Source organism: Serratia nevei (assembly GCF_024160145.1).
GTDB classification, from domain to species: Bacteria; Pseudomonadota; Gammaproteobacteria; order Enterobacterales; family Enterobacteriaceae; genus Serratia; species Serratia nevei_A.
In genome coordinates this window covers 138,552-163,231 of record NZ_JAMYWQ010000006.1, presented here as the reverse complement: position 1 = coordinate 163,231, position 24,680 = coordinate 138,552, and the positions used below count along the sequence as shown (strand labels likewise).

21 protein-coding genes are annotated in these 24,680 nt (G+C 60.0%); 14 read left to right on the top strand and 7 right to left on the bottom strand.

What is annotated here, in order from left to right:
* Positions 1 to 260 precede the first annotated feature (260 nt).
* Positions 261 to 1,436, top strand: a complete 1,176-nt coding sequence (locus M6G53_RS07110; RefSeq protein WP_253330087.1) for a sugar efflux transporter — start codon at positions 261 to 263, stop codon at positions 1,434 to 1,436.
* On the opposite strand, the gene M6G53_RS07105 is transcribed toward M6G53_RS07110, so the two are convergent.
* Entirely contained in the window at positions 1,433 to 1,687 is a 255-nt protein-coding gene (locus M6G53_RS07105) for a YkgJ family cysteine cluster protein (RefSeq protein ID WP_253330085.1), read from the bottom strand. The two genes, M6G53_RS07110 and M6G53_RS07105, sit on opposite strands and share 4 nt — an antisense overlap.
* A gap of 264 nt (positions 1,688 to 1,951) precedes the next feature.
* Here M6G53_RS07105 and mtr point away from each other — a divergent pair, with 264 nt between their 5' ends.
* Entirely contained in the window at positions 1,952 to 3,196 is a 1,245-nt protein-coding gene (gene mtr / locus M6G53_RS07100) for a tryptophan permease (RefSeq protein ID WP_253330083.1), read from the top strand.
* Between the two features lie 126 nt (positions 3,197 to 3,322).
* On the top strand, positions 3,323 to 3,895 hold the full coding sequence (yeiP, locus tag M6G53_RS07095) for an elongation factor P-like protein YeiP (RefSeq protein ID WP_004935725.1): 573 nt from the start codon (positions 3,323 to 3,325) through the stop codon (positions 3,893 to 3,895).
* A 43-nt stretch (positions 3,896 to 3,938) separates the two neighbouring features.
* On the opposite strand, the gene uxuA is transcribed toward yeiP, so the two are convergent.
* A complete protein-coding gene (gene uxuA / locus M6G53_RS07090) occupies positions 3,939 to 5,129 on the bottom strand; it encodes a mannonate dehydratase (RefSeq protein ID WP_253330082.1) in 1,191 nt (396 codons plus the stop codon).
* A gap of 293 nt (positions 5,130 to 5,422) precedes the next feature.
* On the opposite strand from uxuA, the gene M6G53_RS07085 reads away from it, so the two are divergent.
* Positions 5,423 to 6,895, top strand: a complete 1,473-nt coding sequence (locus tag M6G53_RS07085; RefSeq protein WP_253330081.1) for a mannitol dehydrogenase family protein — start codon at positions 5,423 to 5,425, stop codon at positions 6,893 to 6,895.
* Between the two features lie 62 nt (positions 6,896 to 6,957).
* Here the strand turns inward: M6G53_RS07085 and M6G53_RS07080 are convergent, their stop codons facing one another.
* Entirely contained in the window at positions 6,958 to 7,266 is a 309-nt protein-coding gene (locus tag M6G53_RS07080; RefSeq protein ID WP_253330080.1) for a YmdA family protein, read from the bottom strand.
* A 318-nt stretch (positions 7,267 to 7,584) separates the two neighbouring features.
* Between M6G53_RS07080 and M6G53_RS07075 the strand changes: the two genes are divergently transcribed.
* The 8 genes from M6G53_RS07075 to yejF all read left to right on the top strand — a co-directional run bounded on the left by M6G53_RS07075 (position 7,585) and on the right by yejF (position 17,973).
* Positions 7,585 to 8,559, top strand: coding sequence for a CobW family GTP-binding protein (locus tag M6G53_RS07075; RefSeq protein WP_253330079.1), 975 nt, complete (start codon positions 7,585 to 7,587; stop codon positions 8,557 to 8,559).
* 79 nt (positions 8,560 to 8,638) lie between these two features.
* Positions 8,639 to 9,349 carry a phosphatase PAP2 family protein gene (locus M6G53_RS07070; protein WP_253330077.1) on the top strand — a complete coding sequence of 237 codons (711 nt, stop codon included), beginning with the start codon at positions 8,639 to 8,641 and terminating at the stop codon, positions 9,347 to 9,349.
* Between the two features lie 409 nt (positions 9,350 to 9,758).
* Positions 9,759 to 10,334, top strand: coding sequence for a bifunctional murein DD-endopeptidase/murein LD-carboxypeptidase (gene mepS / locus M6G53_RS07065; protein WP_253330067.1), 576 nt, complete (start codon positions 9,759 to 9,761; stop codon positions 10,332 to 10,334).
* A 412-nt stretch (positions 10,335 to 10,746) separates the two neighbouring features.
* On the top strand, positions 10,747 to 12,330 hold the full coding sequence (locus M6G53_RS07060; RefSeq protein ID WP_253330060.1) for a cyclic di-GMP phosphodiesterase: 1,584 nt from the start codon (positions 10,747 to 10,749) through the stop codon (positions 12,328 to 12,330).
* Between the two features lie 93 nt (positions 12,331 to 12,423).
* Positions 12,424 to 14,235: an extracellular solute-binding protein gene (locus M6G53_RS07055; protein ID WP_253330059.1), complete on the top strand. Its 1,812-nt coding sequence runs from the start codon at positions 12,424 to 12,426 to the stop codon at positions 14,233 to 14,235.
* A 9-nt stretch (positions 14,236 to 14,244) separates the two neighbouring features.
* Positions 14,245 to 15,339, top strand: coding sequence for a microcin C ABC transporter permease YejB (locus M6G53_RS07050; RefSeq protein ID WP_253330057.1), 1,095 nt, complete (start codon positions 14,245 to 14,247; stop codon positions 15,337 to 15,339).
* Positions 15,336 to 16,361 (top strand): ABC transporter permease, encoded by a 1,026-nt coding sequence (locus M6G53_RS07045; protein ID WP_253330055.1) that lies wholly within the window; start codon positions 15,336 to 15,338, stop codon positions 16,359 to 16,361. Before M6G53_RS07050 ends, M6G53_RS07045 begins: the two co-directional genes overlap by 4 nt.
* A gap of 1 nt (position 16,362) precedes the next feature.
* A complete protein-coding gene (gene yejF / locus M6G53_RS07040; protein WP_253330053.1) occupies positions 16,363 to 17,973 on the top strand; it encodes a microcin C ABC transporter ATP-binding protein YejF in 1,611 nt (536 codons plus the stop codon).
* Between the two features lie 8 nt (positions 17,974 to 17,981).
* Here the strand turns inward: yejF and M6G53_RS07035 are convergent, their stop codons facing one another.
* From M6G53_RS07035 to rsuA, 3 genes are all read right to left on the bottom strand, one after another.
* Positions 17,982 to 18,326 (bottom strand): YejG family protein, encoded by a 345-nt coding sequence (locus M6G53_RS07035; RefSeq protein WP_253330051.1) that lies wholly within the window; start codon positions 18,324 to 18,326, stop codon positions 17,982 to 17,984.
* Positions 18,327 to 18,921: 595 nt separating this feature from the next.
* The gene (locus M6G53_RS07030; RefSeq protein ID WP_366519485.1) at positions 18,922 to 20,118 is read right to left on the bottom strand and encodes a Bcr/CflA family multidrug efflux MFS transporter; all 1,197 of its coding nucleotides are present in this window, start codon (positions 20,116 to 20,118) and stop codon (positions 18,922 to 18,924) included.
* 41 nt (positions 20,119 to 20,159) lie between these two features.
* Positions 20,160 to 20,873 carry a 16S rRNA pseudouridine(516) synthase RsuA gene (gene rsuA, locus M6G53_RS07025; RefSeq protein ID WP_253330050.1) on the bottom strand — a complete coding sequence of 238 codons (714 nt, stop codon included), beginning with the start codon at positions 20,871 to 20,873 and terminating at the stop codon, positions 20,160 to 20,162.
* 318 nt (positions 20,874 to 21,191) lie between these two features.
* On the opposite strand from rsuA, the gene radD reads away from it, so the two are divergent.
* Entirely contained in the window at positions 21,192 to 22,949 is a 1,758-nt protein-coding gene (gene radD, locus M6G53_RS07020; protein WP_253330048.1) for a DNA repair helicase RadD, read from the top strand.
* Between the two features lie 162 nt (positions 22,950 to 23,111).
* A complete protein-coding gene (rplY, locus tag M6G53_RS07015) occupies positions 23,112 to 23,396 on the top strand; it encodes a 50S ribosomal protein L25 (protein WP_019453645.1) in 285 nt (94 codons plus the stop codon).
* 84 nt (positions 23,397 to 23,480) lie between these two features.
* On the opposite strand, the gene yejK is transcribed toward rplY, so the two are convergent.
* Positions 23,481 to 24,488, bottom strand: coding sequence for a nucleoid-associated protein YejK (yejK, locus tag M6G53_RS07010; RefSeq protein ID WP_253330046.1), 1,008 nt, complete (start codon positions 24,486 to 24,488; stop codon positions 23,481 to 23,483).
* Between the last annotated feature and the right edge of the window lie 192 nt (positions 24,489 to 24,680).

Here is a 24,680-nt window from a genome sequence, read left to right as displayed (position 1 = left end):
TTGTGCAGTATTGGATAAAAACATAGCTATCTCCCGCCGATAATTTTCATATCAGATCGGGAACAGGTGAAAAGATTCAAAAAAATCCCCAGACAACTGACCTGGGGATTTGTGTAGAAGAGACAGCGCGACGCGCCCCTTTTTTCTCGTCGCCGCGCGACATATCCGTTTACCCTTCGCCGCAAGGGCGCGGTTTGCGTTTCATTTCAACGGGCGTATGATGCGCGCGACCTTCCTTTTTCGACGAATTATCAACCACCATGCCGACTTCATCCGCAGTAACGCGACGCGCGCCCGATCTTACTTCGCTGGCCTTTTTGGCGGTGGCGTTTCTTACCGGCATCGCCGGCGCCCTGCAAACCCCGACGCTGAGCCTGTTTCTGGAAACCGAGGTCAAAGTACGCCCGGCGCTGGTCGGGCTGTTCTTTACCGGCAGCGCGGTGATCGGCATTCTGGTCAGCCAGTTTCTCGCCGGCCGTTCGGATAAACAAGGCGACCGCAAGTCACTTATTTTCCTCTGCTGCATGCTGGGTGCGCTGGGGTTCACGCTGTTCGCCTGGAACCGCGACTATTACCTGCTGCTGATCGTCGGCGTGGTGCTCACCAGCTTCGGCTCCACCGCCAACCCGCAGATGTTTGCGCTGGCGCGTGAGCACGCCGACCGTACCGGCCGCGAGGCGGTGATGTTCACCTCCATCATGCGCGCCCAGGTCTCCCTCGCCTGGGTCATTGGCCCGCCGATCGCCTTCGCGCTGGCGCTGGGCTTCGGCTTTAAGGCCATGTATCTGGCGGGCGCGGCGGCCTTTGTGCTGTGCGGGCTGCTGGTATGGAAACGGCTGCCTTCGATGCCGAAAACCGCGGCGACAAACGCGCCCCTGGCCGCACCGCGTCAGCACCGCCGCGATTCGCTGCTGCTGTTCGTCGCCTGCACCCTGATGTGGACCGCCAACAGCATGTACCTGATCAACATGCCGCTGTACGTGGTGCACGAGCTGCGGCTACCGGAGCGGCTGGCCGGGATATTGATGGGCGCCGCCGCCGGGCTGGAAATCCCGGTCATGCTGCTCGCCGGCCTGGCGGCGAAGCGCTGCGGCAAACGCCGCCTGATGCGCGTGGCGGTGGTCGCCGGCGTGCTGTTCTACTGCGGCCTGCTGTTTCTCACCGGCAGCTGGCAGCTCATCGCCCTGCAGCTGCTGAACGCGGCGTTTATCGGCGTGCTGGCGGGGATTGGCATGCTCTACTTTCAGGATTTGATGCCCGGCCAGGCCGGCGCGGCCACCACGCTGTTCACCAACACCACGCGGGTGGGCTGGATCATCGCCGGCTCGATCGCCGGCGCGGTGGCGGAAATCTGGAACTACCATGCGGTGTTTTACGCCGCGCTGGCGATGACGCTGGGGGCCACGCTGTGCCTGTGGCGGTTGAAAGACGCTTAAGGTGCAGTGTCCGCTTCCAGCCTGGCGAGGTAAATCAGCGCCTGATCGCGATGATCCTGGCACATGTCGCGGCTCGGCTGCAGGCTGCCGCACACCTTCGGCCGCAGCGGCGAATGAAACAGGCCGCAGCGCAGCTGTTCATCCAGATGAATGCAGCGGGTATTGGCGGGCTTGCCGTTCGGCATGCCGGGGATCGGGCTGGATATTGACGGCGCGATACAGCAGGCGCCGCAGTCGCTGCGACAGTCCATCAGCGCTACTCCTGGTGGGCTGGGGAAAAGAAGCGCGACAATAGCAGCCGCGCGCCGCTGCCGCCAGCAGAATCCCAGCGCCCGTGCGATATTTACACTCATCCCCCTGCGCCGATCGGCTGCACCCGGTGGCCAATAAATGCCCAGCAAACCTTGATTTAAAGAAAAAAACGCGTGAAACGTGCAACTCCACCGCTTTACATGCGCCATACGCCCATGTACCATTAAGCTAGTACAAAAGAACTTCTTCCATCAGGAGCACGCATGTCTACGGACACCATCCAGAAGCTGGCCCGCCCTTCCGTCCTCGGCGGCGCGATGATCATTGCCGGAACCGCCGTTGGCGCCGGCATGTTTTCCATTCCGATCGTCACTTCCGGTGTCTGGTTCAGCGGCTCCGTCGCGCTGCTGGTATATACCTGGGCCTGCATGTTGCTTTCCGGCCTGATGATCCTCGAAGCTACGCTGCATTACCCGAGCGGCGCCAGCTTCAATACCATGGTCAAGGATCTGCTGGGCAAGGGCTGGAACGCCGTGAACGGCCTGTCGGTGGCGTTCGTGCTGTACATCCTGACCTACGCCTATATCTCCGCCGGCGGCTCGATCATCGCCCACACGCTGGAGGGCATCGTCGGCGTCGGCCAGACCAGCGCCGGCCTGGTGTTCGCGCTGGTCGTGGCGTTTATCGTCTGGCTCTCCACCCGTGCGGTCGATCGCCTGAGCACCATTCTGATCGGCGGTATGGTGATCACCTTCGTGATGTCGGTAGGCGACATGTTCACCCACGTGCAGCCCGCGGTGCTGTTCAACACCGGCGATGACCAGGCCAGCTATCTGCCTTACGCGCTGGCGGCGCTGCCTTACCTGCTGACCTCGTTCGGCTACCACGGCAACATTCCCGGGCTGGTGAAGTACTACCACAAGGACAGCGGCTCCGTGGTGCGCAGCCTGGTGTATGGCACCCTGCTGGCATTGGCTATCTACATCCTGTGGCAGTATGTGATTCAGGGCAATATCGCGCGCGACGCCTTTAAGCAGGTGATCGCCGAGGGCGGCAATATCGGCAGCCTGCTCAAGCAAATGGGCAACGTCTCCAGCAGCCAGACCGTCAGTCAACTGCTGAACGCCTTCTCCTATATGGCGCTGGCCAGCTCGTTCCTCGGCGTGTCGCTGGGCCTGTTCGATTACCTGGCGGACTTCTGCAAGTTCAGGGACGACGCCGTCGGACGCAGCAAGACCGCGCTGGTGACCTTTGTGCCGCCGACCCTGGCCGCGCTGCTGTTCCCGAACGGTTTCCTGTACGCCATCGGTTTCGCCGGGTTGGCGGCCACCATTTGGGCAGTGATCGTGCCGGCGCTGATGGCGCGCGCCAGCCGCCGCCGCTATCCGCAGGCGGGTTACCGCGCACCGGGCGGCAACGGCGTGATCCTGTTCGTCATCCTGTTCGGCTTGATCAACGCCGCCGCGCATATTCTGTCGCTGTTCGGTCTGCTGCCGGTCTTCCACTAATCCCCGAAGGGAGAGCCTCTGCTCTCCCTTTCCCACACTGTTTTTACGCCGGGCTATTGCCTGAAATCGGCGGCGCGAGTACCTTGTCGCAACTTCTCTAATACTCTTCATTGCGGATGAATTGAAATGGCAAGAGCTAACGAAATTAAGCGCGGCATGGCGATCAGCTACAACGGCAAGCTGCTGCTGGTAAAAGATATCGACGTGCAGAGCCCGAGCGCCCGCGGCGCCAGCACCCTGTACAAAATGCGCTTCTCCGACGTGCGCACCGGCCTGAAAGTGGAAGAACGCTTCAAGGGTGACGATATCCTGGACACCATTTCCCTGTCGCGCCGCAAGGTGAACTTCTCCTATATCGACGGCGAAGAATACGTGTTCATGGATGACGAAGACTACACCCCGTACATCTTCAAGAAAGACCAGATCGAAGACGAGCTGCTGTTCATTCCTGAAGGCGGCCTGCCGGGCATGCAGGTGCTGACGCTGGATGGCCAGGTGCTGGCGCTGGAGCTGCCGCAGACCGTGGATATGGAAATCGTCGAGACCGCACCGGGCATCAAAGGCGCTTCCGCCAGCGCCCGCAACAAACCGGCCACCATGGCGACCGGTCTGGTGATCCACGTACCGGAATACCTCAGCGCCGGCGACAAGATCCGCATTCATATCGCCGAACGCCGCTACATGAGCCGCGCCGACTAGTCGACACCAGCGGGGCCGATTCTCGGCCCCGTTTCCTTTTCCGCTACGGCAATTCCGGGAAAAAACGCCGCTTGAGCGCCAGCTCGACGCCGCGCAGCTCCGCCAGCCCTTTCAACCGCCCGATGGCCGAATAGCCCGGATTGGTTTTCTTTTTCAAATCGTCCAGCATCTGGTGCCCATGATCGGGGCGCATCGGGATCGGCCGCCTATCGCCCGCCCGCTGCCGACGCAGCTCTTCGGTCAGGATCGCTTCGATCACCGCCACCATGTCCACATCGCCCTGCAAATGAGCAGCTTCGTGGAAGCTTTTCGGATTCTCCTCGCGGCAGGTGGCGCGCAGGTGGGTAAAGTGAATGCGATCGCCGAAGGTTTCAATCATCCGCACCAGATCGTTGTCGGCGCGCACGCCGTATGAACCGGTGCACAGGGTGAAACCGTTATGAATGCTGTCGACGGTTTCCTTCAGCCACTGCATGTCTTCAATCGTGGAGACGATGCGCGGCAGGCCGAGGATCGGCCGCGGCGGATCGTCCGGGTGTACCGCCAGCCGGATGCCGGCCTCTTCCGCTACCGGCACGATGGCGCGCAGAAAGACCGCCATGTTCTCGCGCAGCCGCGCCTTGTCGATGCCGTCGTATTCCGCCAATCGGCGGCGGAACTGCGCCAGCGTATAGCCCTCTTCCGCCCCCGGCAGCCCGGCGATGATGTTGCCGGTCAGCCGGTGTTTCTCTTCCTCGCTCATGGCGGCGAAGCGGGCCGCCGCCTGGTTGCGTTCCTGCGGCGTATAGTCCGCCTCGGCGCCGGCGCGCTGCAGGATATGCAGCTCGAACGCGGCGAAGGCTATCTGATCGAAACGCAGCGCTTTGGAACCGTCCGGCAGCGGATAGGCCAGATCGGTGCGCGTCCAGTCGAGGATCGGCATGAAGTTGTAGCAGACGGTGTCGATGCCGCAGGCCGCCAGGTTGCGCAGCGACTGCTGGTAATTGGCGATGTACCGCCGCCAGTCGCCGCTGTGGGTTTTGATCTCCTCATGTACCGGCACGCTCTCCACCACCGACCACACCAGCCCCTTTTCCGCCAACAGCGCCTGCCGCGCGCGGATTTCGTCGATCGGCCAGACGTCGCCGTTCGCGATATGATGCAGCGCCGTCACCACCCCGGTCGCCCCGGCCTGACGCACATCGTCCAAAGAGACCGGATCGTTCGGGCCATACCAACGCCATGTTTGTTCCATGTTTTGTCCTTATGCCTGTCTCGCATCGCAATGCTGTTATACCAGTTTAATTTAGATGTCAGTTATCTTTAACTTACTCTTTCGCCCTGCGCTGTCAAAAGTGAACCGCTCATTGGTTGATCCACTTCACGATTCTGGCTTATTTTGGACTGACCAATTCCCTTAGCCGGCCGACATCCTTACACTGACCGCAGTTTTTTATCGCCGGCGCCACCCTGCCTATGCGGCAGAAAACTGGTCTGCTAACTTGGCGCAAGTGGCCCGCCAGCTGTCTTACACGCTTTGGAGATGAGATGAAAACGATCGCCAACACTCTGCTGCCGGGCGCCGTCCGGCAACCGAACTATGACCGCCGGGCCCTGCGCAGCCGCATCGCACACCTTGGCTTCGGCGCGTTCCACCGCGCGCATCAGGCGCTGCTGACCGATCGGGTGCTGAACGCCCACGGCGGCGACTGGGGCATTTGCGAAATCAGTCTTTCCGGCGGCGTGCCGCTGTTTGAGGCGCTGCGGCAACAGGATCATCTGTACAGCGTGCTGGAGAAAGGCGCGGACGGCCATCAGGCCATCGTGGTCGGTGCGGTGCATGAGAGCCTGCATCGCAAGCTGGAAGGCATCGCCGCGGTGCTGGAGAAACTGGCCGAGCCGCAGGTGGCGATCGTTTCGATGACCATCACCGAAAAAGGCTACTGCATCGAGCCCGGCAGCGGGCGGCTGGATCGGCAGCATCCGGGGATCGTCGCCGATCTGGCGTGGCCGCATCAGCCGCAGACCGTGCCCGGCATTTTGGTGGAGGCGCTGCGGCTGCGGCGCGAACGCGGCCTGCCCGCCTTCTCCCTGCTCTCCTGCGACAATATTCCGGAGAACGGCCACGTGCTGCGCCGGGCGGTGCTCGATTTGGCGCAGGCGCGGGATCCGGCGCTCGCCGACTGGATCGCTACCGCCGCCACCTTCCCCTGTACCATGGTGGATCGCATCGTGCCGGCGGCCACGCCGGCCACGCTGGATGAGATCGCCGCCGCGCTGGGCGGCGTGCGCGACGAATGCGCCATCGCCTGCGAGCCCTTCATCCAATGGGTGGTGGAAGACAACTTTACCGCCGGACGCCCGGCGTGGGAGCAGGCCGGCGTCCAGTTGGTCAGCGATGTGCTGCCGTTTGAGCACATGAAGCTGCGCATGCTGAACGGCAGCCACTCGTTCCTGGCTTACCTCGGTTACCTGGGCGGCTATCGCTATATCAACGAGTGCATGGCGGATGAGCACTACCGCCGCGCGGCGCAGCGGCTGATGCTGCGCGAACAGGCCCCGACCCTGAGCGTCACCGGCATAGATCTGGCCGACTACGCCGCGCAGCTTATCGCGCGCTTCAGCAATCCGGCGCTGCAACACCTCACCTGGCAGATCGCCATGGACGGCTCGCAGAAGCTGCCGCAGCGTCTGCTGGACGCGGCGCGCTGGCATCTGCGACACGGCGGCGACTACAGCGGGCTGGCGCTGGGCGTGGCGGGCTGGATGCGTTACGTCGGCGGCGTCGATGACGCCGGTCAGCCAATCGACATTCGCGATCCGCTGGCAGACGTGCTGCAACAGACGATCGCCGCCACAACGGACGATCGGCGGCGCGTGACGGCGCTGCTGGCGCTGAAATCGGTGTTCGGCGAAGCGCTGGCGGCCCATACGGCATTTACTGAGGCGGTGGCGCAAGCCTATTTGTCACTGCGCGATCGCGGTGCGCGTGAAACGGTGAAGGAATGGGTGACGCGGTAAGGAGCCTGCTGGGATGAGAATAACCATGCCGGCGTAACGTTACGCCGGCATGGCGGAACGACTTAACGATAAACGACCGTCATAACAGCGAGTTTTTTCTGTTGGTCTACCCACTTCATTTCGGTTGTACCTAGATTTAGCGGAAGTTCTTTGCGTGTAGCATCAAAACCTGACAACGCTTGCTGGGCCTGATAACGCTGGCCGTTACGGTAACATTGCGTATTCGCCTTGGAATCTGCAATATTAACCGTGCAAGGGCTTTCAACGATAGAACCGACGAAGCGAACTACCCCGCCGGCCACTCCTGCTTGACTCACTGCCGTCCATGAAAACAACATTCCTACGATCAAAAATAACCGAAAGATATTCATGGCAACCTCATTTCTAGTTAAGCCAATTTAACCATAGAGGATCTTGTTAGGAATAATCGCAAGGAAAGGGACAGGATTTGATCGTTAATCGCGTCATTAACAATTTAAAAACAAGCTACTAACAAAAGTTAACCTTATCTAATACAGGGTTTTATCTAAGAATTTTCTTGTTCTGAAAAGTGGACTTTGCCGGTTGAAAAGCGCAGGGTGACGTGCAAAATTTGCGAGATAGAGCACAAATTAAATCGCAGCGGCTTCACCAAGCCGGCAGCGTAACTCATTTATTAAGCAAGTTAATTTTTTCACCTGGAATTATTAATGACCAAAACCAATCTGATTACCGGCTTCCTCGGCAGCGGTAAAACCACCACTATCCGCCATTTGCTGGCTCATAAACCCGAAGATGAACGCTGGGCGGTCTTGGTCAATGAATTCGGCGAGATCGGCATCGACGGCGCGCTGCTGGCGGACAGCGGCGCGGTGCTCAAAGAGATCCCCGGCGGCTGCATGTGCTGCGTCAACGGCCTGCCAATGCAGGTGGGGCTGAATATGCTGTTGCAACAGGCCAAACCGGATCGGCTGCTGATCGAACCGACCGGGCTCGGGCATCCGAAACAAATCCTGTCGCTGCTGACCCAGGAGAGCTACGCCGGCTGGATCGATCTGCAAGCCACGCTGTGCCTGCTGGATGCCCGCCAGCTCAGCCAGCCCCGCTATCGCGACAACGAAAATTTCCGCGATCAGCTGGCCGCGGCCGATATTATTTTGGCCAGCAAAAGCGATACCTATCAGCCGGAAGACTGGCGGGCGCTGGAAACCTGGCGGGCGCAGGATCCGCTGCAGCGCTCCTGCTACGCCATCACGCAAGGCGAGGCGGATGTCGCGCTGCTGTCACTTCCTCGCACGAATCGTACAGAATTACCGGACGCGCAGCATCATCATGGTCAGGCGAAAACGCAGGGGCTGGCGGCGCTGCGGCTGCCGGAGCACGCCCGCTGGCGGCGAGCGCTGAACGAAGGGCAAGGCTTTACCAGCTGCGGCTGGATTTTTGACGGCGCCACCCGGTTCGACACCGTCGGCTTTATGGAGTGGGTGCGACTGGCGCCGGTCGAACGCGCCAAAGGCGTGGTGCGCATTCCCGAAGGTACGTTGCTGATCAATCGTCAGGGGCAAGATCTCAACATCGAAACCCGCCCGACCACACCGCTCGACAGCCGGGTTGAACTGATCCACAGCGAAAATGCCGACTGGAACGCCCTGCAATCCGCCTTGTTTAAGATTCGTTTAAGTTAAACCCCGTACCGTTGCTCCCCTCGATTGCCACAGGGCAGCCGGGTTTTGTTTCGTTTTCATTTTTCCAACAGGTTATGTCATGACACGCCGCAATTTACCCCTCATTCTCATCTTCAACTTACTGGGCGTTGCGCTGTTTCTGTCCTGGTTCCTGCCGGCCAATCACGGCGGCTGGTTTACCCTGGACTCGGCGATTTTCTTCTTCTTTAACCACCATCTGGCCACCGACCCGGCCTTTTTGCATCTGGTTGCCATCACCAATAACCGCGCGTTCGACGTGATTTCGCTGCTGGCCATGGGCCTGCTGTATTTGTACTTCTACCTGAAACAGGACGCCGCCGGCCGCCGTCGTCTGGTGATCACCGGCGTGGTGATGCTACTGACCGCCGTGGTGCTGAATCAGCTTGGCCACCTGCTGCCGGTAAAACATCCGAGCCCCACCCTGACCTTTGACAATATCAATCGCGTCAGCGAGTTGACCGGCATCCCCACCAAGGACGCCTCCGGCGACAGCTTCCCCGGCGACCACGGCATGATGCTGATTATTTTTTCCTGCTTTATGCTGCGCTATTTCGGCCGCGGCGCCTTCGCCGTCGCCCTGCTGATTACGCTGGTCTTCTCATTGCCGCGCGTGATGATTGGCGCCCACTGGTTTACCGATATCGCCGTCGGCTCGCTGTCCGTGGTGCTGGTTGGCGCCAGCTGGGTGTTGATGACGCCTTGCAGCGACTGGATTGTCGATCGGTTGAATCGCCTGTTGCCCGGCAAGCACCGCCCCGGCCAACCATAATCTACATCTATGACTCATGCCGGGAGGCGCCCGCCTCCCGGCCACGCCCCCTCGCCGCACGCGAAATTTCTCCGCCGTCCGTTAACGCTTTTGCAACCTGATTTCACGCCAGATTCATACATCGGACAATTGGCGCTTTTTATATGAAGATTTACATTATGTTACATCACAAATTCATATAAAAAAGACGGGAAAAAGACTCGCAATCCCCTATTTGTTCCGGTAATCTCAGATGCGTTTGTGCCTGGTTTAAGTCGAATCAGTATGGAATCCGATAAAAATGTGCGTTCCTGCACGTTTTCAACGGTAACTGATTGTCGATGCAACAGGTGCGGATTAGGCTCGTTCCGTTTGGCATTTTTCAGGTAGCGACTTTTGTCGTTAAGGACTTCAAGGGAAAACAACAACAATGGTCAAATCTCAACCGTTTCTGAGATATGTTTTGCGGGTAATCCCTGCAATTGCCGCTGCGGTTATGCTCTCAGCGTGCAGCTCGACTCACACTTCGAACTTGAGTAACGCACAAACTGAGATGCGTGCAGTTAATGACAAAGACGGTCTTTTACTGCAAGCCTCTCAGGATGAATTCGAAGCGATGGTCCGCAACGTTGACGTCAAGTCAAAGATTATGGATCAGTACGCGGACTGGAAAGGGGTTCGTTACCGTTTAGGCGGTGACACCAAGCGCGGCATCGATTGCTCGGCGTTTGTCCAGCGCACCTTCCGCGAACAGTTCGGCATGGATTTACCGCGCTCAACCTACGAACAGGAAGATCTCGGCAAGAAAATCCAGCGCACCAAGCTGCGCGCCGGCGATTTGGTGCTGTTCCGCGCCGGTTCTACCGGGCGCCATGTCGGCATCTATTTGGGCAACGATCAATTCGTTCACGCCTCCACCAGCAATGGTGTCATGATTTCCAAGCTGACCGATAACTACTGGGACAAGCGTTATCGAGAAGCGCGCCGGGTGCTGACCAACGGCTGACGGCGCACTGCCCTGAAGTTCCTGAAGACCAAACGAGCGATAAGCGCCGCCTACGGGCGGCGTTTTTTTTGGCTGTCGAACACAGATGAATAACCGGGACTCACCCGGCATTATCATCCCTTTCCCCGTTCAACGTCGCCGCCCGCTATTATTTTGATAAACTGTTGGCAGGAAAGCGCGCCGAAGAGGAAAAACTCGCCTATTATCGTCAGATGACGGCAACGGCTCCGGTATTATTTAAAACGTTACCGCTTAAAACATGCGCAATATATTTCTGTCGGCGCCGCTTCGCGTTTAAACAGCGCCGCCGGTTGAGTACAGGATAAAAAGGCAAAATGAAAAAAAAGCCGTTGGCACAATGCATTGAGTGGCTGCGCGACACCCCTGACACCCGGTGGCAGAGGACTCGGTTATGGGCTTGAAACGGGCTTTCGCGCGCAGCGTGTCGCACCGACAACGCAGCCTGGCTAAAAGCGGCGTCGCCGCTTTGGTATTTTTTACGCTATTCACCGCCATCACGCTTTCTTTGATCAACCACCAGCGCACGCAATATCAACATAAAGTCGAAGCGCGTACGCAAAAGTTCACGCTGGGTTATATCTCGCACCTGACGGCCGTGATGCAGCAAATGATGCCGCTGCTGGACAAACCGTGCCTCTCCAGCCAGTCGGACATTACCTACCAGGCGGCCTTTACCAGCGGCGTGCGCACCTTCCTGCTGGTGAAAGACGGCTACGCCTACTGTTCCTCCGCCACCGGCGACATGATGTTACCGATGCAAAATCTCTATCAGGACATCGACGTGAATCTGCCCCTGGACCTGAAGCTGCAGCAGGGCACGCCGATCGTGCCGGACAAGCCGGCGGTCGCGGTTTGGCTGCGACACCCGAGCGAACAGGCCACCGGCATTCTCGCCACGCTGGACATCAATTTGATGCCGTACCTGTTGTTCACCTCGCATGACGAACAGGCGCCGGGCATCGCCATCGTAATGGGCAACCGCGCGCTGTCCACCTTCAGCCCGAATCTGATGCCGGTCAATCAGCTGCCGAAAGGCAAGGCGGATAAGCTGACGCTGCCCAATCTGCCGCTGACCATCATGTTCTACAACGAGAAGCTGACGCCCAACGACATTCGCCTGACGCTGCTGGGCAGCCTGGTGCTGTCATTGATGATCGGCGTACTCTGTTATTACATGCTGCTGCTGCGGCAAAGCCCGGAACGCGCGCTGCTGCGCGGCATCAAGCGCAACGAGTTCTTTATCGAATACCAGCCGGTATTCCACACCGACAGCAACAGCATCGGCGGGCTGGAAGCGCTGATCCGCTGGCAGCACCCGATCGAGGGGCGCATCCCGCCCGATGTCTTTATCCCCTACGCCGAGAGCAACGGGCTGATCGTGCCGCTCACCCGCCATCTGTTCAAACTGATCGCCGAAGATGCGCCGCAGCTTGCCAAAGCGCTGCCGCAGGGAGGCAAAGTCGGCCTCAACATCTCCCCCGCCCACCTCAGCGCACCGTCGTTCCACCAGGACGTGTACGAACTGTTGGCACAGCTGCCGGGCGATTACTTTACGCTGGTGTTCGAGATCACCGAACGCGGCATGGTAGAAGAAGAGAGCGCGCTGGCAGAGTTCGACTGGCTGCATAAACAGGGCATCGAGATCGCAGTGGACGATTTCGGCACCGGCCACAGCGCTTTGATCTATCTTGAGCGTTTCACCATGGATTACCTCAAGATCGACCGTGGTTTCGTCAACACCATCGGCCAGGACACGGTCACCGCGCCGGTGCTGGATGCGGTGATTTCGCTGGCGAAAAAGCTGAAAATGCTAACGGTGGCCGAAGGCGTGGAGACCGCCGAGCAGATGCAGTTCCTGCAAGAACACGGCGTCAATTTCATGCAGGGTTACTACTTCAGCAAGCCGCTGAGCATCGACAAGTTCGTCGCTTACTGCAATATTCATCAGGTCTTTGATTATCAGGAAAAAAAATAGCCAATCTTTAAGCATCTTTACCCTGCGCCCGCCCGAAGAATGGTATGCTGGGCGCAGGTTGTACCTTATTCCACAGCAGGAGCTTACCGTCTGATGTCCGTGCGCATTTTCGCTGCTCTGGTGCTCTCGGCACTGAGCTTCGGCTCACAGGCCGAAGCCCTCAACGAAAGCTACGCTTTCGCCCTTCTCGGTGAACCGAAATACGCCACCGACTTCAGCCATTTCGACTACGTCAACCCGGCGGCACCCAAGGGCGGCGACGTGCGGCTGGCGGCCATCGGCACCTACGACAACTTCAACCGCTTCGCCACCCGCGGTGTGCCCGGCGAGCGTACCGACCAACTTTACGATACCCTGTTCGCGACATCCGACGACGAACCCGGCAGCTTTTATCCGCTGATTGCCGAATCGGCCCGTTATCCCAGCGATCTGCGGTGGGTCGAAGTGGATATCAACGCCCGCGCTCGCTTCCAGGACGGCACCCCGATCACCGCCGCCGACGTGGCCTTCACTTTCAACAAATTCATGACCGAGGGCGTGCCGCAGTTTCGCTCTTATTATAAAGGCGTCACGGTCAAGGCCATCTCGCGTTTGACGGTGCGCATGGAGTTCCCGCAGCCGAACAAAGAGGCGATGCTGTCACTCTTCGGCAGTCTGCCGATCCTCCCGGCTGCTTTTTGGCAAGCGCATAAGCTCAATGAACCACTCAACACGCCGCCGCTCGCCAGCGGCCCGTATAAAATCGGCGATTACCGCCTCGGCCAGTACATCACCTACCAGCGCGTGCGCGACTACTGGGCCGCCAACCTGCCGGTGAACCGCGGCCGCTACAACTTCGACAGCATCCGCTACGATTATTATCTGGACGATAAAGTGGCGCTGGAAGCCTTCAAGGCCGGCGCCTACGATTTCCGCGTCGAGCCGTCGCCCAAGAGCTGGGCCACCCAATATCAGGGCGGCAACTTCGCGCGCAACTACATCATCAAGCAGGACGAGACCAACCAGGCGGCGCAGAATACCCGTTGGCTGGCGTTCAACATCCAAAAACCGCTGTTTGCCGATCCGCGCGTGCGGGAAGCGATCGGCCTGGCTTTCGACTTTAACTGGATGAACAAGGCGCTGTATTACAACGCCTATCAGCGCGCCGACAGCTATTTCCAAAATACCGCCTATGCCGCCCGCAGCTACCCGGACGCCGCCGAACTGGCCTTGCTGGCGCCGCTCAAAGGCCAGGTGCCACCGCAGGTGTTCACCCGCATCTATCAACCGCCCTCCTCCGACGGCAGCGGCAGCGATCGACAAAACCTGCTGAAGGCGACCCAATTGCTGAAAGAAGCCGGGTGGGTGGTCAAAAATCAAAAGCTGGTCAACGCCAAAACCGGCCAGCCGTTCACCTTCGAGCTGATGCTGCTGAGCGGCAGCAACTTCCAGTACGTATTGCCGTTCCGCCACAACCTGCAGCGGCTGGGCATCGAGATGCAAATTCGCGAAGTTGACGCCTCGCAGTACACCCGTCGCCTGCGCGAACGCGATTTCGATATGATGCCGACGGTTTACATGGCGATGCCGTTCCCCACCGCCAACCTGCAGATCATTTGGGATTCGGAGTACGTCAACTCCAGCTACAACACCCCCGGCGTCAAAGATCCGGCGGTCGATAGCCTGGTCAGGCAAATCGCCGCCCATCAGGGCGACGAAAAAGCCCTGTTGCCACTCGGCCGCGCGCTGGACCGGGTGCTGACCTGGAACCACTACATGCTGCCGATGTGGTACTCCAACCACGATCGCTACGCCTATTGGGACAAATTCTCCACGCCGCCGATCCGCCCGGCCTATGCGATCGGCTTCGATAACTGGTGGTACGACGTCAACAAGGCGGCGCGTTTACCGGCTCAACGGCAATAAGGAGTCGGAATGGCGGCCTATCTGATACGCAGACTGTTACTGGTGATCCCCACGCTGTGGGCGATCATCACCATCAACTTTTTTATCGTGCAAATTGCGCCCGGCGGCCCGGTCGATCAGGCCATCGCCGCCATTGAGCTGGGGCACGGCAGCGGTTTTGGCAGCGGCGGCGTGGGCGAAGGCCTGGGCCATGTTCGCGCCGGCGTTCCCGCCGCCACCGAAGGGCAGTACCGCGGTTCGCGCGGCCTGGATCCGGAGGTGATCGCCGAGATCACCCAACGTTACGGCTTCGACAAACCGCTGCACGAGCGCTACTTCACCATGCTGTGGAACTATATGCGCTTCGACTTCGGCGACAGCCTGTTTCGCGGCGCTTCGGTGATGCAGCTGATTGGCCAGAGTCTGCCGGTCTCCATCACGCTGGGCCTTTGGAGCACGCTGATCATCTACCTGGTGTCGATCCCGCTCGGCATCCGCAAGGCCGTCCACAACGGCAGCGCGTTCGATACCTGGAGCAGCACGCTGATCATCATCGGCTACGCCATTCCGGCTTTCCTGTTCGCCATCCTGATGATCGTACTGTTCGCCGGCGGCAGCTACCTCGACTGGTTCCCGCTGCGCGGCCTGGTGTCCAGCAACTTCGACACCCTCTCGTGGCCGGCGAAGATCGCCGACTACCTGTGGCACATCACCCTGCCGGTGCTGGCGACGGTGATCGGCGGCTTCGCCACCCTGACCATGCTGACCAAGAACTCGTTCCTCGACGAGATCCGCAAGCAGTACGTCACCACCGCCCGCGCCAAGGGGCTGGACGAAAAAAAGATCCTCTATCGCCACGTGTTCCGCAACGCCATGCTGCTGGTGATCGCCGGTTTTCCGGCCACCTTTATCAGCATGTTCTTCACCGGCTCGCTGCTGATTGAGGTGATGTTCTCGCTCAACGGCCTGGGGCTGCTGGGCTACGACGCCACGCTGCAGCGCGACTACCCGGTGATGTTCGGCACGCTGTATATCTTCACCCTGATCGGCCTGCTGTTGAATATCCTCAGCGATATCACCTACACCCTGGTCGATCCGCGCATTGACTTCGAGGCCCGCCAATGAGCCGCCTTAGCCCGATCAACCAGGCGCGCTGGGCGCGTTTTCGCCGCAACCGCCGCGGCTACTGGTCGTTGTGGATCTTTTTGGTGCTGTTCACCCTGAGCCTGGCCGCCGATCTGATCGCCAACGACAAACCGCTAATGGTGCGCTATGAAGGCCGGCTGTACCTGCCGTTTATGATTAGCTACAGCGAAACCGCCTTCGGCGGCGAGCTGAACACCGAAGCCGACTATCAGGATCCGTTCGTGCAGCGGCAGATTGAACGGCACGGCTGGGCGATCTGGGCACCGATCCGCTTCAGCTACGACACCATCAATTTCGCCACCGAGGTGCCCTTCCCCTCGCCGCCTTCGCGTCACAACCTGCTGGGCACCGACAGCAACGGCGGCGACGTGCTCGCTCGTGTGCTGTACGGTTTTCGCATTTCGATGCTGTTCGGCCTGGCGTTGACGCTGTTTTCCAGCCTGATCGGCGTGTGCGTCGGCGCGACCCAGGGGTATTACGGCGGGCGTTTCGATCTGTGGGGGCAGCGCTTTATCGAAGTGTGGTCGGGCATGCCGACGCTGTTTCTGATCATTCTGCTGTCGAGCATCGTCCAGCCCAATTTCTGGTGGCTGCTCGGCATCACCATCCTGTTCGGCTGGATGAGCCTGGTGGGCGTGGTGCGCGCCGAGTTTCTGCGCACCCGCAATTTTGACTACATTCGCGCCGCGCGCGCCATGGGCGTGCCGGATCGCGCCATCATGTCCCGCCATATGCTGCCCAACGCCATGGTGGCGACGCTGACCTTCCTGCCGTTTATCCTCTGCGGCTCGATCACCACCCTGACGTCGCTCGATTTCCTCGGTTTCGGCCTGCCGATAGGCTCGCCGTCGCTCGGCGAACTGCTGCTGCAAGGCAAAAACAATCTGCAGGCGCCGTGGCTCGGCATCACCGCCTTCCTGGTCTTGGCGGTGCTGCTGTCGTTATTAATCTTTATCGGCGAAGCGGTGCGCGACGCCTTTGACCCCAGCAAGGCGCATTGATATGACCACTCCTTTGCTCGCTATTCAGGATCTCAGCATCGCCTTCCGCCAGGGCGACAGCGTCACGCCGGTGGTCAACGAACTCTCGCTGCAAATCGCGCCGGCGGAAACGCTGGCGCTGGTGGGGGAATCCGGCTCCGGCAAAAGCGTCACCGCCCTGTCGATACTGCGCCTGCTGCCCGCGCCGCCGGTGGTTTACCCTGCCGGCGATATCCTGTTCAACGGCGACTCGTTGTTACATGCGCCGGAAGCGGCGCTGCGCAAGGTGCGCGGCAATCAGATCGCGATGATCTTTCAGGAACCGATGGTGTCGCTCAACCCGCTGCACACCATCGAAAAACAGCTCGCGGAAGTGCTGATGCTGCACCGCGGCCTGCGGCGTGAAGCCGCGCGCGCAGAGATCGTCGAGTGCCTGGAGCGCGTCGGTATCCGCCAGGCCAAAAGCCGGCTGCAGGATTACCCGCATCAGCTGTCCGGCGGCGAACGCCAGCGGGTGATGATCGCCATGGCGGTGCTGACTCGCCCGAAACTGCTGATCGCCGACGAGCCTACCACCGCGCTCGACGTCACTATCCAGGCGCAGATCCTGACGCTGCTGCAAGAGCTAAAGCAGGAGATGGGCATGGGGCTGTTGTTCATCACCCATAACCTGAATATCGTGCGCCGCCTGGCGGACAACGTAGCGGTAATGCGTCAGGGGCGCTGCGTGGAGCAAAACGGCCGTGCGCAGCTGTTCAGCCGGCCGCAGCATCCTTACACGCAGCAGCTGCTGGCCGCCGAGGACGTCGGTGAACCGCTGCCGCTGCCTGCCGCGGCCAACGGGCGCCGTGGCGACGAGCGGCCGCTGCTCAAGGTGGAAAATCTGCAGGTGCGCTTCCCCATCCGCCGCGGCCTGCTGCGCCGCACGGTGGATTATCACTATGCCTTGAAATCATTGAGTTTCGAGCTGCGAGCCGGGGAAAGCGTGGGGCTGGTGGGGGAATCAGGCTCGGGTAAAAGCACCACCGGGCTGGCGCTGCTGCGCCTGTTGGCCTCACAGGGCGCCATCTGGTTCGACGGCGAACCGCTGCACCCGCTCACGATGAAGCAGATGCTGCCCTACCGCAGCCGGATGCAAATCGTCTTCCAGGATCCCTACTCCGCCCTGAACCCGCGCCTGAACGTGCAGCAAATCATCGCCGAAGGGCTGGAAGTGCACCAGCGGCTTAGCGCAGAGCAGCGGGAACAGCGCGTGATTGACGTATTGCAGGAAGTCGGCCTGGATCCGCAGCTGCGCCACCGCTATCCCACCGAGTTTTCCGGCGGCCAGCGCCAGCGCATCGCCATCGCGCGCGCGCTGATCCTGCAGCCACAGCTGCTGATCCTCGACGAGCCGACTTCTTCGCTGGATAAATCGGTGCAGGCGCAGATCCTGACGCTGCTGAAATCGCTGCAGCAACGCCATCGGCTGGCTTATCTGTTCATCAGCCACGACCTGCAGGTGGTGCGCTCGCTATGCCACCAGGTCATCGTGTTGCGCCAGGGGGAAGTGGTTGAACAGGGAGAGTGCCGGGCGATTTTCGCGGCGCCCGCCGCCGACTATACCCGTCAACTGCTGCAGTTGGCGGATTAGCGGCGAATTCAGAAGGGGTATTGTGCGCTGAGCGGTTCGGCGATCGCGGCGCCGACGTTTTTCAGGCGGCACATGGTCGCGCTCTCGTCGCTGCGCTGCACGAACAGGCAAGGTTCCCCTTCCCATTCGACGATCGCGCAATCGACCTGAATCTCCTGCAGCGACAGATTGAGCTGTTGCATCACCTGCCAGGCCTCGGCCCCTTCATGGCTGAGTAACTTCAGCCCGATCAGGTTGTTATCTTCGGCTATTCCGTTAAACGGAATCGGTTCTACCTTCACGCCGGTGAAACCGGATAGCCAACGATAACTTTGCGGCAAGCGATGCACTACCGAAAGTTGGATACTCTCCACATGAAATCCCTAGTTTGAAAAGGTGAAACACTTTTACCTGACAGGGTTACTAAGTTATAGCCGTTGACTCCCGACTCTGCCGCGCACAAATGTTATTTAAATGTAAATTTTGCCGCAAGCCATTAACCAGACCCCGTGCTTGCCGATGCCGTGCCATTTTTTGGCGTGCCGTGCGGTGTTATTTCACGGCATTTTGCGACTCAGCTCGCATTTTTGCGTTATATGTAACCCTTTCCCGCAGCGATCTCAACTCTTTTTTCTTGCAATGCGACTACTTTTTCGTCGCCATATTTTTACATTGAAGAAACATTTCACCCGCCACGTTAGCGCCTCCTCCCCCGTTAATACCTTGATTTACATCAACCCTAAGGCAAACTCCCCGCGCCGGCCAGCCGGCAGAACGCCGCGCTTACCGAGGGATATCGGGCGGCGCGGCGGCGGGATTTTTTAACAAAAAGCACACAGGCGGGAAAACGCCCTATTGATTAGCACGCGTATATTTAGCAACAAATTTTCCATTGCCGGTTGCACCGTGAAATGGCAGGGCGGTAACACCGTGACGATGCGGGGCAATACGCCCCGCATCGGGAGAACATCAGGCCGCGCGATCGCGCGGCCGGCTGGCGTACAGATAGAACAGCACCGCCACGATGCTGCACAGCGCCATCGAGGTGACCATGGGCCAGGCGCTTTTGCCCGGCGCCATCGACAGCACCGCCCCCACCAGCGCGCCGATGCTGAAACGCAGCGTGCCGGCCAGAGAGGAAGCGGTGCCCGCCATATGCGGGAAATCATCCAGGATCACCGCCATGGCGTTGGAGGAGATCATCGCGATGCAGCCGAGATAAACCGCAACGCCGAGCACCAGCGCCCAGAAGCCCAGCCCGACGGCGCTCACCGTCAGCAGCCACAGCCCCATCCCCAGCTGCACCAGCAACCCCAGCTTGAACATCTTGACCGCGCCGACCCGCCGCACGTTGCGGCTGTTGAGCAACGTCGTCAGGAACAGGAAGACGATGTTCAGCGCAAAGTAGTAGCCGAAGTACTGCGGCGAAACGTGGTTCAATTCGATGTAGACGAACGGCCCGGCGCTGAGGAACGAGAACATGCCGGCGAACGAGAAGGCGCTGGCCAGCATGTAGCTCAGCACCCGCTTGTGGCGGAACAGCGAACCGAAGTTGCCCAGCGTGGTGCGCAGGTGGAACCGCTGTCGCCGCTCTTTCGGCAGCGTCTCCTTGATGAACAGGGCCACCAGCAGTGAACCGATCAGCGCCGCGGCGCCCATGGTCCAGAAGATGGCGTGCCAGCTGAACCACAGCAACAGCGCACCACCGATTATCGGCGCCAGCAGCGGCGCGATGGTCATCACCAGAATGACGAACGACATCATGCGCGAGAACTCGTCCTTGGTGAACATATCGCGCATCAGGGCGTTGATTACCACGCTGGCGGCGGCGGCCGCCAGGCCGTGCAAGAAGCGCAGCCCGATCAGCTGATCGATCGACTGCGCCATGGCGCAGGCGCAGCCGGCGATGGCGAAGATCAGCGTTCCCCACAGGATCACCGGCTTGCGGCCGATACTGTCCGACATCGGCCCATAGAACAGCTGCCCGAAGGCAAAGCCGAGCATATAGGCGCTGAGCGTCATCTGCACGCTGCCGGACTCGACGCCGAACTGAGCGGCGATCACCGGCATACTCGGCAGATACATGTCGATGGCCAGCGGCATCAGCATGGACAGCAGGCCCAGAATGAAAATCAAACCGAGATGAGAGGTTCGGTTCTGTTGCACGTTCCACGACTCCTTAAACGGCCGCAATCAATGATCGGTTATCAGTCCTGCAGGTGCGGCGCACCCACGCTGGCGATCTCTTCTTCGGTCAGCGGGCGGTATTCGCCCGGCGCCAGATCGTCATCCAGCACGATGGCGCCGATGCGCTCGCGGTGCAACTCGATCACCCGGTTGCCGACGGCCGCGAACATCCGCTTCACCTGGTGGTAGCGCCCTTCGCTGAGGGTCAGGCGCACCACGTGCTCGTCAACCTGCTCCAGCGTCGCCGGCCGAGTCAGGTCTTTCTCGTTGTGCAGTTGCACCCCTGCGGCGAAACGCTGCGCGGTGTCTTCCGCCAACGGGTGCTCCAACGTCACCAGATAGGTTTTCTCGCAGTGGTGGCGCGGCGACGTGACGCGGTGCGACCACTGGCCGTCGTCGGTCATCAACACCAGCCCGGTGGTGTCGATATCCAGCCGCCCGGCGGCGTGCAGCTTGTAGGCGACCGGCTCATCGAGAAAATACAGCACCGTCGGATGATCGGGATCGTCGGTGGAGCAGACGTAGCCCTGCGGTTTGTTGAGCATGAAATAGCGCGGGCCGTTCTGCTGCTGCAGCGGATTGCCGTCGAACGCCACTTCTTGCTCCGGGGTCAGTTTGATTGCCCCGCTCTTCACTACCTCACCGTCCACGGTGACGCGTTTAGCCCGAAGTTCACGCGCGACCAGCGCGCGGCTGATGCCTAACTGCTGAGATAAAAACTTGTCCAATCGCATGGGATCTGCTTTGCCTGTCGTTGTTATGATCGCATTGATCGTATTGCCAAAATATGACGCCCGCCGTTGCACCAGGTGCAAATAGCAGGTTCAGGGGGGAAATCGCGTGGGGGAACAGCGATTGCTGTCACACGAGTATAGCGGTACAACGCGTTGCCCGACAGGGGTAATTTTCACGCTCCTCGCACCGCGCGCGCTCAGAAGGCATAATAACAGAAATTTTTCGGCTGTCCGGGGAGTAGAATGTCACGGTTTCTGTGGAAACAGCGGTGACAAAACCGCTTCCCGGCGGCCCATCCCAACCCACGGCGTTCATTTATGGCCTTTACCCTACGCCCCTACCAACTGGAAGCGGTCGAAGCCACCATCAATCATTTCCGGCGGCATCCCGAGCCGGCGCTGATCGTGCTGCCGACCGGCGCCGGCAAAAGCCTGGTGATCGCCGAGCTGGCGAAGCGCGCCCGCGGGCGGGTGCTGGTGTTGGCGCACGTCAAGGAACTGGTGGCGCAAAACCACGCCAAATACTGCGCCTACGGTCTGGAGGCGGACATCTTCGCCGCCGGCCTGCAGCAGAAAGAGAGCGCCGGTAAGGTGGTGTTCGGCAGCGTGCAATCGGTGGCGCGCAACCTGCCGCTGTTCGACGGCGCCTTTTCGCTGCTGATCGTCGATGAATGCCACCGCATCAGCGACGACGACGACAGCCAGTACCAGCAAATCATCCAACATTTGCAAAAAACCAACCCGCAGCTACGGTTGCTGGGGCTGACCGCCACCCCCTATCGGCTGGGCAAGGGCTGGATTTACCAGTATCACTACCACGGTTTCACCCGCGGCGACGGCGCCAGCCTGTTTCGCGACTGCATCTACGAGCTGCCGCTGCGCTACATGATTAAACACGGCTTCCTGGTGCCGCCGGAGCGGCTGGACATGCCGATCGTGCAATATGACTTCAGCCGGCTGGAAGCCAGAAGCAACGGCCTGTTCAGCGAAGCGGATCTGAACCGCGAGCTGAAGCGGCAAAACCGCGTCACGCCGCACATCATCAGCCAGATCGTGGAGTACGCCGAAGACCGCAAGGGGGTGATGATCTTCGCCGCTACCGTCGAGCACGCCCGCGAGATCCACGGCCTGCTGCCGAACGGCGAGGCCGCGCTGGTCAGCGCCGAAACGCCGCCCGCCGAGCGCGATGCGCTGATCGACGCGTTCAAACAGCAGCAGTTGCGCTATCTGGTCAACGTCGCGGTATTGACCACCGGCTTCGACGCGCCGCACGTCGATCTGATCGCTATCCTGCGCCCGACCGAGTCCGTCAGCCTGTATCAGCAGATCGTCGGCCGTGGGCTGCGGTTGGCGCCCGGCAAGGAGGATTGTCTGATCCTCGACTACGCCGGCAACCCACACGACCTGTTTACGCCGGAGGTCGGCGTCAGCAAGCCGCACGGCGACAGCCAACCGGTGCAGGTGTTCTGCCCGGCCTGCGGCTTCGCCAACCTGTTCTGGGGCAAATGCACCGAAAACGGCGACATCATCGAGCACTACGGCCGCCGCTGTCAGGGCTGGCTGGAGGACGACGATGGCCATCGCGAACAGTGTGATTACCGCTTCCGGTTCAAGAGCTGCCCGCACTGCGGCGCGGAGAACGACATCGCCGCGCGCCGCTGCCATCAGTGCCAGGAAGTGCTGGTCGATCCCGACGACATGCTGAAGGCGGCGCTGAAGCTGAAAGATGCGCTGGTGCTGCGCTGCGGCGGCATGGAGCTGCAGAGCGGCCGCGACGACAAGGGTGAATGGCTGAAGGCCACCTATTACGACGAGGACGGCACCAGCACCAGCGAGCGTTTCCGCCTGCAGACGCCGGCGCAGCGCAAAGCCTTCGAGATGCTGTTCCTGCGCCCGCATCAGCGCGCGCCGGGCGTGCCGTTCGCCTGGCACAGCGCCGCCGACGTGCTGGCGCAACAGCAGGCGCTGCGCCATCCGGATTTTGTGGTGGCGCGCAAACGCGGGCAGTTTTGGCAGGTGCGCGAGAAAGTGTTCGATTATCAAGGCCGTTTCCGCCGCGCCAATCAATTGGCCTGAGCGAACTGTCCCCAATCTGGGCAGGTTTTCGTTGCCCTGTGGGCGGCTTTCCGTTAAAATGCCGCGCGCTTTACCTGGGCCTGCCCAGCGTTAAAGCGGGTTTCCGAACTTGCTACTTGGGTCGCCTGTAGCAGGGTAAATTTTCTTTTAAGAGAAAAAACAATGTTCACTATCAATGTAGAAGTACGTAAAGACCAGGGTAAAGGTGCGAGCCGCCGCCTGCGTGCAGCAAACAAATTCCCAGCTATCGTTTACGGTGGCAAAGAAGCTGCAGTTTCCATCGAATTGGACCATGATTCTGTGAAGAACATGGAAGCTAAACCAGAATTCTACAGCGAAGCAGTAACTCTGGTTATCGACGGTAAAGAAACCAAAGTTAAGGTTCAGGCTGTACAGCGTCACCCGTTCAAGCCAAAACTGGCTCACATCGACTTCGTTCGCGTTTAATCGCTACGTTTTCGAACCTTTCGGGACGCCGAAGTAAAAAACGCCGCAATTGCGGCGTTTTTTATTGTCTGCGATTCGGCAAGCCTACTTGCCGCTGCCGGTCCGGCGCTGCAGCTGATCGCGCAGGTTCGGCGGCGTGCCTCTGATGGTCAGCGTGTCGGTGGCCGCATCCCAGAAAATGCGCTCGCCAAGCAGCATGGCGTCGAAGTTCAGGCTGATGCCACCGCCGCTGCCGGCAAATTTGGTCAGCTGGCGCAGCGTGCCGCGATCCGCCGGGAAGCTCTCTTCCAGCTCATATCCTTGCTCGCTGGAGAACTGCATGAAGTCTTTCTCGCCGACCGGCGACAGCTCCTGCGACAGCGCCTGCAGTTCAATCTCTTCACCCGCCTGCAGCTGTTCATTGCAGTAGCTGTACACCTGCTGGCGCACCGACTGGCGCTCGTTCTTGTCCAGCTGCGCATCGGCGCAGTAATCGTCTACCGCCTGCAGCAGCCCGCGGTTTTGCGCCTTGGTGTTCAACCCTTCGGACGCCGCCAGGAAATCCATGAAGAAGTCGGCGACCTTGCGGCCCACGCGCCCGCGCAGGAAGGTCAGATAGCGGGTGGACTCCGGGTTGGTTTCCCATTCGGTCAGATCGATGCGCGCGACGATATCGGCGTTGTTGATGTCCAGATAGTGCGTAGTGTTGATATCCAGCTCTTCGTTGACACGCATGCTGTTACGGCTGTTCAGTACCGCGATCAGCAGGTACTCCACCGCCAGATAGCGGTATTGGCCGAACAGCACCACGCCGCCTTCGGCGAACGGGTACTTCGCCAGTTCATCGCGCAGGCGGCCGGTCGCCGCACGGCTGAAGGCCAGAAAGTCTTTATCGTCCTTGCGGCAGGTGCGCAGCGCTTCCGCCAGTTCGCTGCCTTCGTTGAACAGGCCTAAGGCCTTGCTCTTGGCGCTGTAAACGCGATGCAGCTCCGCCATCATTTCTTCCACCGCCGCGTTGGCAGGAAGCAGGGAATCGCGCAGCACCACGTCCAGCGTTTGCTCGTCGCGTTTCACCAACTGGTGCAGAGCGATCTGGTCGATATCCAGACTCATGGTAAATCCTCCTGTTCTTTAGGCGCGTATTCAAACACTGAAGGCCCCGCCCTGCAATACCCAAAAACCGCGGCAAACCGGAAAGGCGCAGCGAGGGGCCGCCCCAGCGCGGGCGCACAATTTCCCAAATGACAGGAAGTGATAAAAGAGCGGAAAATCACTGTCCTATACGGTAAGATAGGGCACTTTGCA

Bases quoted from the DNA above. Each gene is read 5' to 3' on its own strand.
- M6G53_RS07080 (WP_253330080.1), bottom strand. From the start codon at position 7,266: ATGAATATCTTTCGGTTATTTTTGATCGTAGGAATGTTGTTTTCATGG.
- M6G53_RS07110 (WP_253330087.1), top strand. From the start codon at position 261: ATGCCGACTTCATCCGCAGTAACGCGACGCGCGCCCGATCTTACTTCG.
- mepS (WP_253330067.1), top strand. From the start codon at position 9,759: ATGGTCAAATCTCAACCGTTTCTGAGATATGTTTTGCGGGTAATCCCT.
- M6G53_RS07060 (WP_253330060.1), top strand. From the start codon at position 10,747: ATGGGCTTGAAACGGGCTTTCGCGCGCAGCGTGTCGCACCGACAACGC.
- M6G53_RS07050 (WP_253330057.1), top strand. From the start codon at position 14,245: ATGGCGGCCTATCTGATACGCAGACTGTTACTGGTGATCCCCACGCTG.
- M6G53_RS07105 (WP_253330085.1), bottom strand. From the start codon at position 1,687: ATGGACTGTCGCAGCGACTGCGGCGCCTGCTGTATCGCGCCGTCAATA.
- rplY (WP_019453645.1), top strand. From the start codon at position 23,112: ATGTTCACTATCAATGTAGAAGTACGTAAAGACCAGGGTAAAGGTGCG.
- yejF (WP_253330053.1), top strand. From the start codon at position 16,363: ATGACCACTCCTTTGCTCGCTATTCAGGATCTCAGCATCGCCTTCCGC.
- M6G53_RS07055 (WP_253330059.1), top strand. From the start codon at position 12,424: ATGTCCGTGCGCATTTTCGCTGCTCTGGTGCTCTCGGCACTGAGCTTC.
- rsuA (WP_253330050.1), bottom strand. From the start codon at position 20,873: ATGCGATTGGACAAGTTTTTATCTCAGCAGTTAGGCATCAGCCGCGCG.
- mtr (WP_253330083.1), top strand. From the start codon at position 1,952: ATGTCTACGGACACCATCCAGAAGCTGGCCCGCCCTTCCGTCCTCGGC.
- yejK (WP_253330046.1), bottom strand. From the start codon at position 24,488: ATGAGTCTGGATATCGACCAGATCGCTCTGCACCAGTTGGTGAAACGC.
- M6G53_RS07075 (WP_253330079.1), top strand. From the start codon at position 7,585: ATGACCAAAACCAATCTGATTACCGGCTTCCTCGGCAGCGGTAAAACC.
- uxuA (WP_253330082.1), bottom strand. From the start codon at position 5,129: ATGGAACAAACATGGCGTTGGTATGGCCCGAACGATCCGGTCTCTTTG.
- M6G53_RS07045 (WP_253330055.1), top strand. From the start codon at position 15,336: ATGAGCCGCCTTAGCCCGATCAACCAGGCGCGCTGGGCGCGTTTTCGC.
- yeiP (WP_004935725.1), top strand. From the start codon at position 3,323: ATGGCAAGAGCTAACGAAATTAAGCGCGGCATGGCGATCAGCTACAAC.
- M6G53_RS07070 (WP_253330077.1), top strand. From the start codon at position 8,639: ATGACACGCCGCAATTTACCCCTCATTCTCATCTTCAACTTACTGGGC.
- M6G53_RS07085 (WP_253330081.1), top strand. From the start codon at position 5,423: ATGAAAACGATCGCCAACACTCTGCTGCCGGGCGCCGTCCGGCAACCG.
- radD (WP_253330048.1), top strand. From the start codon at position 21,192: ATGGCCTTTACCCTACGCCCCTACCAACTGGAAGCGGTCGAAGCCACC.